This window comes from Pseudomonas sp. GW822-FHT02E03 (assembly GCF_058802325.1).
On the sequence record NZ_JBXAOA010000083.1, the window covers coordinates 1 to 9,358 of the forward strand.

The 9,358-nt window shown below is 60.8% G+C and carries 9 protein-coding genes and 1 tRNA gene; all 10 read right to left on the reverse strand.

Translation table 11 applies throughout. The features are described 5' to 3' along the window. Position 1: 1 nt before the first annotated feature. The 10 genes from AC1RQB_RS27855 to truA all read right to left on the reverse strand — a co-directional run bounded on the left by AC1RQB_RS27855 (position 2) and on the right by truA (position 9,165). A tRNA-Val gene (locus AC1RQB_RS27855) sits at positions 2-77 on the reverse strand. Positions 78-324: 247 nt separating this feature from the next. Then, positions 325-1,101 (reverse strand): SDR family oxidoreductase, encoded by a 777-nt coding sequence (locus AC1RQB_RS27860; protein WP_207267281.1) that lies wholly within the window; start codon positions 1,099-1,101, stop codon positions 325-327. Continuing rightward, positions 1,098-2,309, reverse strand: coding sequence for an O-succinylhomoserine sulfhydrylase (locus tag AC1RQB_RS27865; RefSeq protein WP_207267283.1), 1,212 nt, complete (start codon positions 2,307-2,309; stop codon positions 1,098-1,100). The genes AC1RQB_RS27860 and AC1RQB_RS27865 overlap by 4 nt, the downstream gene beginning before the upstream one ends. 78 nt (positions 2,310-2,387) lie before the next feature. Then, positions 2,388-3,893, reverse strand: coding sequence for an amidophosphoribosyltransferase (gene purF / locus AC1RQB_RS27870; RefSeq protein WP_007905939.1), 1,506 nt, complete (start codon positions 3,891-3,893; stop codon positions 2,388-2,390). 41 nt (positions 3,894-3,934) lie between these two features. Continuing rightward, the gene (locus AC1RQB_RS27875; protein WP_008075903.1) at positions 3,935-4,495 is read right to left on the reverse strand and encodes a CvpA family protein; all 561 of its coding nucleotides are present in this window, start codon (positions 4,493-4,495) and stop codon (positions 3,935-3,937) included. Positions 4,496-4,593: 98 nt separating this feature from the next. Beyond that, on the reverse strand, positions 4,594-5,265 hold the full coding sequence (locus tag AC1RQB_RS27880) for an SPOR domain-containing protein (RefSeq protein WP_063340914.1): 672 nt from the start codon (positions 5,263-5,265) through the stop codon (positions 4,594-4,596). Then, positions 5,249-6,556, reverse strand: coding sequence for a bifunctional tetrahydrofolate synthase/dihydrofolate synthase (folC, locus tag AC1RQB_RS27885; protein ID WP_063340915.1), 1,308 nt, complete (start codon positions 6,554-6,556; stop codon positions 5,249-5,251). The genes AC1RQB_RS27880 and folC overlap by 17 nt, the downstream gene beginning before the upstream one ends. After that, positions 6,553-7,473, reverse strand: a complete 921-nt coding sequence (gene accD, locus AC1RQB_RS27890) for an acetyl-CoA carboxylase, carboxyltransferase subunit beta (RefSeq protein ID WP_063340916.1) — start codon at positions 7,471-7,473, stop codon at positions 6,553-6,555. Before accD ends, folC begins: the two co-directional genes overlap by 4 nt. A 183-nt stretch (positions 7,474-7,656) precedes the next feature. After that, positions 7,657-8,277 carry a phosphoribosylanthranilate isomerase gene (locus tag AC1RQB_RS27895; protein WP_207267285.1) on the reverse strand — a complete coding sequence of 207 codons (621 nt, stop codon included), beginning with the start codon at positions 8,275-8,277 and terminating at the stop codon, positions 7,657-7,659. Positions 8,278-8,340: 63 nt separating this feature from the next. Then, positions 8,341-9,165 (reverse strand): tRNA pseudouridine(38-40) synthase TruA, encoded by an 825-nt coding sequence (gene truA, locus AC1RQB_RS27900; protein ID WP_032830732.1) that lies wholly within the window; start codon positions 9,163-9,165, stop codon positions 8,341-8,343. Between the last annotated feature and the right edge of the window lie 193 nt (positions 9,166-9,358).

A 9,358-nucleotide genomic window follows, 5' to 3' on the forward strand; every position in this document is an offset into this window, starting at 1 on the left:
GTGGTGGGTGATGACGGGATCGAACCGCCGACATTCTGCTTGTAAGGCAGACGCTCTCCCAGCTGAGCTAATCACCCGTTTGCATCTCCGAGGCCGCGAAATTTACGCAGGTACCGAAGCTAAGTCAATACCCTGCTTGAAGTTTTTCTGAAAAAGACAAAATTGTGTCTTAGACAGTCAGACCTCTTTCGCGAGCAAGCCCGCTCCCACACTGGATCTGCGGTGGACCACAGGTTTGTGATCGACATAAATTCAGTGTGGGAGCGGGCTTGCTCGCGAAGACGACGGCACATTCAACATCAATGCAGACCACATCTATCGGTGTTACTCGCTGTAAATCATCTTCTTGGTCATGCCACCATCGACCACGAACTCCTGGCCCGTGACGAACCCGGCGTTCCTGGACAGCAACCACGCCACCATCGCCGCCACGTCCTCGACCGTCCCTACCCTGCCCGCAGGATGCTGCGCATGATCGGCGTCGGTCAGCGGTTCGGCACGCCGTGCCGCAGGGTCTCGCGCGTCGATCCAGCCTGGGCTGACCGCATTGACGCGAATCTCCGGCCCCAAGCTGATGGCCAAGGCGTGAGTCAGGGCCAACAGGCCGCCCTTGCTCGCCGCATAAGCCTCTGTGTCAGGTTCTGACTGCCCGGCACGGGTCGAAGCCAGATTGACGATCGCGCCGCTGTGAGCACGCAGGTACGGCGCACAATGCTTGGCCAACAGCATCGGCCCGCTGAGGTTCACCGCCAACACCCGGTTCCAGTAGGCCAGATCGAGGCTTTCCAGGGTGATGTTGTGCGGGTCGGCCACCGCCGCATTGCACACCAGCGCATCCAGGCGCCCGAACTGTCCCAGCACCTCGGCCACGCCTAGAGCCACCTGCGCTTCGTTCGCGACGTCCATGGCGATGAACCAAGCGTTTTCGCCAAGCACCTTCGCCACTTTAGAACCGCGCTCACGATCCAGATCGGTCAGCACCACCTGCCAGCCTTCGCTGATCAGCCAGGCCGCAATCCCCAGACCGATGCCGCGCGCAGCACCGGTGACCAGCGCGACGCGGCCATGGGTGCCCGTGGCCGGCGTCGACAACTCGATCACAAGGCAGCCAACCCGCGCGCCAGATCGGCCTGCAGGTCTGCTACGTCTTCCAGACCGACCGCAATGCGGATCAGACTGTCACGGATCCCCGCCGCTTCACGCTCTTGCGGCGCGAGACGGCCGTGAGAGGTGGTGCTCGGGTGAGTGATAGTGGTTTTGCTGTCGCCCAGGTTGGCGGTGATGGAGATCAGGCGCGTCGCATCGATAAAGCGCCAGGCGCCCTCTTTGCCACCCTTGACCTCGAAACTCACGACCGCACCGAAACCCTTCTGCTGACGCTGGGCCAGCTCATGCTGCGGATGGCTCTTTAGGCCCGCGTAATGGACCTTTTCGATGCCGTCCTGCTGCTCCAGCCATTCGGCCAGTTGCTGGGCATTGGCGCAGTGCGCCTTCATGCGCAGGCTCAGCGTTTCCAGCCCCTTGAGGAAGATCCAGGCGTTGAACGGGCTCAGGGTCGGCCCGGCAGTACGCAGGAAACCGACGACTTCTTTCATCTGCTCGCTACGACCGGCTACAACGCCGCCCATGCAACGGCCCTGGCCATCGATGAACTTGGTCGCCGAGTGCACAACGATGTCCGCACCCAGCTTCAGCGGCTGTTGCAACGCAGGCGTGCAGAAGCAGTTGTCGACTACCAGCATCGCGCCCTTGGCGTGAGCAATTTCCGACAGCGCCTTGATATCCACCAGTTCGGCCAACGGATTGGACGGCGACTCGACGAATAGCAATTTGGTGTTGGACTTGATTGCCACATTCCAGCCGGACAAGTCCGCCAACGGCACGTAATCGACTTCGATGCCGAAGCGCTTGAAGTACTTCTCGAACAGGCTGATGGTCGAGCCGAACACGCTGCGCGAGACCAGAACATGGTCGCCGGCACTGCACAGGCTCATCACCACCGCCATGATCGCGGCCATGCCAGTGGCAGTAGCCACGGCTTGCTCGGCGCTTTCCAGCGCGGCAATGCGCTCTTCGAACGCGCGCACGGTCGGGTTGGTGTAGCGCGAGTAAACGTTACCCGGCACTTCGCCAGCAAAGCGCGCGGCCGCGTCGGCGGCGGTACGGAATACGTAGCTGGAAGTGAAGAACATCGGATCACCGTGTTCGCCTTCCGGCGTGCGGTGCTGACCGGCGCGTACGGCCAGGGTATCGAACGCTACGCCTTCGAGGTCGCTGTCCAGCCGACCGGCATCCCAATCCTGACTCATGCTGTCACTCCTTGCCCTGCTCTTGATTTAGAGAGTCTTTAGTAGATACAAAACCGGCCCCTAGGGGCCGGTAGTTACTCAGTTGTTGTACAGATCGATGATCGCACTGACTGCCTGGGTCTTGACCTTGGAGGCATCGTTGCGCGCCTGCTCGATCTTGTTCAGGTAAGCCTCGTCGACGTCGCCGGTGACGTACTGGCCGTCGAACACCGCGCAATCGAACTTCTCGATCTTGATCTTGCCGCCACCGACCGCTTCGATCAAGTCAGGCAGGTCCTGATAGATCAACCAGTCAGCGCCGATCAGGTCGGCCACGTCCTGGGTCGAACGGTTGTGCGCGATCAACTCGTGAGCGCTCGGCATGTCGATGCCGTAGACGTTCGGGTAACGCACAGCCGGTGCCGCGGAGCAGAAATAGACGTTTTTGGCGCCGGCTTCGCGAGCCATCTGGATGATCTGCTTGCAGGTGGTGCCGCGAACGATGGAGTCGTCCACCAGCATCACGTTCTTGCCGCGGAACTCCAGTTCGATGGCGTTGAGCTTCTGGCGTACGGATTTTTTCCGTGCAGCCTGACCCGGCATGATGAAGGTCCGGCCGATGTAGCGGTTCTTCACGAAACCTTCGCGGAACTTGACGCCCAAGTGGTTCGCCAGCTCCAGGGCCGCGGTGCGGCTGGTGTCCGGAATCGGGATAACCACGTCGATGTCGTGGTCCGGACGCTCGCGCAGGATCTTCTCGGCAAGCTTCTCGCCCATGCGCAGGCGGGCCTTGTAGACCGAGACGCCGTCGATGATCGAGTCCGGACGCGCCAAGTAGACGTGCTCGAAAATGCACGGAGTCAGCGACGGGTTGGTCGCGCACTGACGGGTGTGCAGCTTGCCGTCTTCAGTGATGTAGACCGCTTCGCCCGGTGCCAGGTCGCGAATCAGGGTGAAACCGAGTACGTCCAGCGAAACGCTTTCGGAGGCGATCATGTACTCGACGCCTTCGTCGGTGTGACGCTGACCGAAAACGATCGGGCGGATGCCGTGTGGATCGCGGAAACCGACGATGCCGTAACCGGTCACCATCGCCACGACCGCGTAACCACCGACGCAACGGTTGTGCACGTCGGTGACGGCAGCGAACACGTCTTCTTCGGTCGGCTGCAACTTGCCGCGCTGGGCCAGTTCGTGTGCGAACACGTTGAGCAGCACTTCCGAATCGGAATTGGTGTTGACGTGGCGCAGGTCAGATTCGTAAATCTCCTTGGCCAGTTGCTCAACGTTGGTCAGGTTACCGTTATGCGCCAGGGTAATGCCGTAAGGCGAGTTGACGTAAAACGGTTGGGCCTCGGCCGAAGTCGAGCTACCCGCGGTCGGGTAACGCACATGGCCAATGCCCATGTGGCCGACCAGGCGCTGCATGTGACGCTGATGGAACACGTCACGCACCAGCCCATTGTCCTTGCGCAGGAATAACCGGCCATCATGGCTGGTCACGATACCGGCAGCGTCCTGGCCGCGGTGCTGGAGGACGGTTAGCGCGTCATACAGCGCCTGATTGACGTTCGACTTACCGACGATACCGACGATGCCACACATGCGACGCAACCCCTACTTAATGGATCTGAACTGAACACAACTCACTGAGGCGTTTTGGCCGTCGGCAAGAGGTGCTCCTTGAACGGTATATCAGCGGGTACGCTGATTCCGCTGGCAAGCCACTGACTGCTCCACCCAAGAATCAGGTTTTTGGACCAGTCTGCGACCAATAGAAATTTTGGCACGAGCTGTGATTGTTGCCACCACCCGTCCTGCTGTACCGGCCCCAGGCTCAACAGCCCGACCGCCACGACCACCAGCAACACGCCACGCGCGGCGCCGAAGGCCATGCCGAGGAATCGATCGGTCCCGGATAGCCCGGTGACGCGAACCAATTCGCCGATAAGATAATTGATCATTGCGCCTACGATTAAAGTGGCGACAAACATGATGGCACAGCCCGTGATCACACGAGCCGATGGCGTTTCGATGTATCCGCCGAGGTACTCGGACAATGAACCACCGAACATCCAGGCAACGGCTCCTGCGATGATCCAGGTCAGCAGCGAGAGTGCTTCTTTGACGAAGCCGCGGCTAAGACTGATCAAAGCGGAGATGGCGACGATTGCAACGATCGCCCAGTCAACCCAGGTAAATGGCACAGTGCAGCCTACAGACAGATAAGGCGGCGCATTTTAGCAGAGCCCATGGCTGTCGGTAAGCTGAGATTATCAGTGCTTTTCAAATCAGGGCGATAGTTTTAACCGCGCTCAGGCTGAAAACGCACCACAAAACCCTTGAGGTTCTGCTGGCGGCTCAACAAGTCACGCAGACGATCGGCTTCCGCGCGCTCGATCAGCGGCCCGACGAACACCCGATTCTTGCCATCGGCGGAGCGGATATAGGCGTTATAGCCTTGGCTGCGCAGGGTTTTCTGCAGGCTTTCAGCGCTCTCGCGGCTCGATAGACTGGCCAGTTGAACCGACCAACTGACTGACAGGCCATTGGCATCGACGCGGCTTGGGGTGGTAGCCGGCTTGGTCGGTGCAGCAGCGATTGGCTGGGCAGGTGCCGGTACAGGCTTGGCGACTGGCGCCGGAGGTGGCGTGACCGGTTTGGCAGCCGGTGGCGCCGGGGCCACGGGAGCACTTGGCGCACTTGGCGCAATCGGTGTCGAGGGCGCTTGCTGCGCGGCAATTTCGTCATCGCTTGGCACAGGCTCCTGCGGCAACGCCTGCGGTTCAGGCACCACCACCGGTTCGACCTGCACTTGCGGCACAGCCGGCGCTTGCGGTGCAGACGGTGCGTCAACCCTCACCTGGCGCTGTTCATCCTGACGGGAAAACAGCATTGGCAGGAAAATCACCGCCAGCGCCACCAGCACCAGGGCACCGACCATGCGCTGCTTGTACGCCTTATCCAGCAAAGCCATTTGCCGCTTCCTCCGTGGAGTGCCGGGCCAGCCATTCAAGGGCCTCGGCGACACAATAAAATGATCCGAACAACAGAATTTCGTCGTCGCTCGTCGCCTGCGCGCACTGCCCTTCCAGGGCTGCGGCCACGCTGTCATAAGACGTTACCGAGGCGCCAAGGTTCTGCAACGCCGCGTGCAACTGCTCAACGGGTCGCGCCCGCGGCGAATCCAGCGGGGCGACAGCCCAATGCTGGACACTAGCATTCAATTCACCGACAACACCATCCAGATCCTTGTCCGCCAACAACCCGAACACCGCCAGACGCTTGCCGGCCGGTGGTCGACTGGCCAGACGACGGGCCAGGTATTCTGCCGCATGGGGGTTGTGCCCCACGTCCAGCAACACATTAAGACGCTTGCCCTGCCAGTCGAACTGACGGCGATCGAGACGACCGACCACGCGTGTCGCTGTCAGGGCTTCGATAATCTGTGCATCCACCCAAGGCAAACCGAGCAGCAGGTAAGCCTGCAACGCCAGGGCGGCGTTCTCCATCGGCAGATCCAGCAATGGCAGATCATGCAACTCGACTGCACGCCCTTGAGCATCAAGGCCGCGCCATTGCCAGTTGTGATCGGTGAAACCCAGGTCGAAATCGCGCCCACGCAGGAAAAACGGGCAATTGAGCTCGCGCGCTTTATCCAGCAGAGGCTGAGGGGGATTCAGATCGCCACAGAGCGCAGGCGCGCCCTGGCGGAAAATGCCGGCTTTTTCGTAAGCCACGGACTCACGGGTATCACCCAGATAGTCCGCGTGATCGACGCCGATGCTGGTGACCAGCGCCATGTCCGCGTCGACCACGTTGACCGTATCCAGACGACCACCCAGGCCGACTTCCAGCACCACCGCATCAAGCCCTGCCTGTTGAAACAGCCAGAACGCCGCCAGGGTGCCCATCTCGAAGTACGTCAGGGAAGTGTCGCCACGACCGGCCTCGACCGCAGCGAAGGCTTCGCACAGCTGGGCGTCAGTGGCTTCGACGCCATTGACCTGCACCCGCTCGTTGTAACGCAGCAGGTGCGGAGAATTGTAGACACCCACGTTCAGGCCCTGCGCCCGCAGCAACGAAGCCACGAACGCGCAGGTAGAACCCTTGCCGTTGGTGCCAGTAACCGTGATCACCCGAGGCGCCGGCTTGCCCAGTCCCATGCGGGACGCTACCTGCTGCGAACGCTCCAGCCCCATGTCGATGGCCGAAGGATGCAACTGTTCAAGGTAGGCGAGCCACTCGCCAAGGGTGCGTTGGGTCATATGTTGGCAGGCACCGGCGGAACCACGATCGGCTCGATCGGCGCGGCGACGAATTTTGGCGTCGGCAGGCCCATCATTTGTGCCAGCAGGTTGCCCAGACGCGGACGCAGCTCCTGACGGTGAATGATCATGTCGATCGCGCCGTGTTCCAGCAGGAACTCACTGCGCTGGAAGCCTTCCGGCAGTTTTTCGCGAACGGTTTGTTCGATAACGCGCGGGCCGGCGAAACCGATCAGGGCTTTCGGCTCACCGACAATTACGTCGCCGAGCATCGCCAGACTGGCGGAAACACCGCCGTAGACCGGATCGGTCAGTACCGAGATGAACGGAATGCCTTCTTCACGCAGACGCGCCAGCACCGCGGAGGTCTTGGCCATTTGCATCAGGGAAATCAGCGCTTCCTGCATCCGCGCACCGCCGGAAGCGGAGAAGCAGATCATCGGGCAACGGTTTTCCAGGGCGTAGTTGGCGGCGCGCACGAAGCGCTCACCGACGATGGCGCCCATCGAGCCACCCATGAAGGAGAATTCGAAGGCCGATACCACGACCGGCATGCCCAGCAAGGTGCCGCTCATGGAGATCAGTGCGTCTTTTTCGCCGGTCTGCTTTTGTGCAGCGGTGAGGCGATCCTTGTACTTCTTGCCGTCGCGGAATTTCAGACGGTCAACCGGCTCCAGGTCCGCGCCCAGTTCGGCACGGCCTTCAGCGTCGAGGAAGATGTCGATGCGCGCGCGAGCGCCGATACGCATGTGGTGGTTGCACTTAGGGCAAACATCCAGGGTCTTTTCCAGCTCCGGACGATACAGCACCGCCTCGCAAGACGGGCATTTGTGCCACAGACCTTCAGGCACCGAGCTCTTCTTGACCTCGGAACGCATGATCGAAGGGATCAGTTTGTCTACTAACCAGTTGCTCATGCTTTCTTTCTCCAGTACCGGCGGCTCGAACGCTCTGGTTCGCAGCCCCGCGTATGCCCTTGAGCTAAATTCATATGTGTGGCGATGATCGATGGCGTGCCGGGTCAGCGAGATGCGACCTGCGTACAACCCCAAATATCCTCAGCCATGCCTGTGGACGGCGGCAGTGTGCCAGCCGTCACATCAAGCCCCAACAACCGCTTTGATGAATGCCTGAATCCTTGCGTGATCCTTGATGCCCTTGCTCGCCTCTACTCCACCGCTGACGTCCACCGCGTATGGCCGAACCCGGGCAATCGCCTCGGCGACGTTGTCTGGTGTCAAGCCGCCCGCCAGGATGATCGGCTTGCTCAGGCCTTGCGGTATCAGTGACCAGTCGAACGCTTCACCGGTTCCCCCGGGAACGCCTTCGACGTACGTGTCGAGCAGGATCCCGCTGGCACTGGCATAGGCATCGCAAGCCGCTGCGATGTCATCACCGGCCTTGACCCGCAACGCCTTGATATACGGCCGGTGCCAGCCCTCGCAGTCGGCCGCGGTTTCGTCGCCATGGAACTGCAACAGATCCAGCGGTACGGCATCGAGGATTTCCCCCAACTCGCAGCGACTGGCATTGACGAACAAGCCCACGGTGGTCACGAACGGCGGCAAGGCCTTGATGATCGCCCTCGCCTGCTGGACAGTTACGGCCCGTGGGCTTTTGGCGTAGAACACAAAACCGATGGCATCGGCCCCGGCCTCGACCGCCGCCAACGCATCTTCTATGCGGGTAATCCCACAAATTTTGCTGCGAACGGCTGACATGTCGATAGAACCTCAGGACAAATCCGGGAAAGTCCCGGATGGTAACAAAAGCGTTCGAGGGCGTCAGCCGTCAAGTTCCGAGAAACCGGTGAGGAAGTGTGGGCCGATGTAACGCTCGGGCAGTTCGAACTCGTCGCGGTACTCGACCTGTACCAGGTACAGGCCAAACGGATGGGCCGTCACCCCGCCGGAACGACGGATACGACTTTCCAGGACTTCTTTCATCCACTCCACGGGACGCTCGCCGGCACCGATGGTCATCAGCACACCGGCGATGTTGCGCACCATGTGGTGCAGGAACGCACTGGCGCGAATATCCAGCACGATCATTTTGCCGTGGCGCGTCACACGTAAATGATGCAGCTCCTTGATCGGCGACTTGGCCTGACACTGACCGGCGCGGAATGCACTGAAGTCGTGGGTACCGACCAGATACTGAGCGGCTTCGGACATGCGCTCGACGTCCAGCGGGCGGTGGTTCCAGGTAATTTCATCATTCAGGTGCGCCGGACGGATCTGATCGTTGTAGATCACGTAGCGATAGCGCCTGGCGATCGCCTTGAACCGCGCATGGAAATGCGCCGGCATGACCTTCGCCCAACTGACGCTGACGTCGTGGGGCAAGTTGATATTGGCGCCCATCACCCAGGCCTTCATCGAACGCTCGACCTGGGTATCGAAATGCACCACCTGACCGCAGGCATGCACACCGGCGTCAGTGCGCCCGGCGCAGAGCAGCGACACCGGCGAGTCGGCGACTTTGGACAAGGCCTTTTCAAGGGTTTCCTGCACCGTGAGCACACCGGAGGCCTGGCGCTGCCAGCCGCGATAGCGCGAACCTTTGTATTCAACGCCCAACGCGATCCGGAAAAAGCCGTCGGCCGCCATTTCGGCGGCCGGATTATCTATATTTGCCAAGGGGTGACAGCCTGCTGATCTGCGCAAAGGCATGCATTATAAGGCTGTCGGGCGGGGACGCCAGAGGGATCTCCATGGACTGTTCCGGCCTCATCGCGGCATCGGTATCTACACATCTCCCGATCCTGGTCTATAAAAGGACGGCATGGATATCAAATGACCG

What these genes read in the sequence shown, in the direction of transcription:
- AC1RQB_RS27865 (WP_207267283.1), bottom strand. Translation starts at nt 2,309, where the DNA reads ATGAGTCAGGATTGGGATGCCGGTCGGCTGGACAGCGACCTCGAAGGC.
- AC1RQB_RS27880 (WP_063340914.1), bottom strand. Translation starts at nt 5,265, where the DNA reads ATGGCTTTGCTGGATAAGGCGTACAAGCAGCGCATGGTCGGTGCCCTG.
- truA (WP_032830732.1), bottom strand. Translation starts at nt 9,165, where the DNA reads ATGGCGGCCGACGGCTTTTTCCGGATCGCGTTGGGCGTTGAATACAAA.
- AC1RQB_RS27895 (WP_207267285.1), bottom strand. Translation starts at nt 8,277, where the DNA reads ATGTCAGCCGTTCGCAGCAAAATTTGTGGGATTACCCGCATAGAAGAT.
- accD (WP_063340916.1), bottom strand. Translation starts at nt 7,473, where the DNA reads ATGAGCAACTGGTTAGTAGACAAACTGATCCCTTCGATCATGCGTTCC.
- purF (WP_007905939.1), bottom strand. Translation starts at nt 3,893, where the DNA reads ATGTGTGGCATCGTCGGTATCGTCGGTAAGTCGAACGTCAATCAGGCG.
- folC (WP_063340915.1), bottom strand. Translation starts at nt 6,556, where the DNA reads ATGACCCAACGCACCCTTGGCGAGTGGCTCGCCTACCTTGAACAGTTG.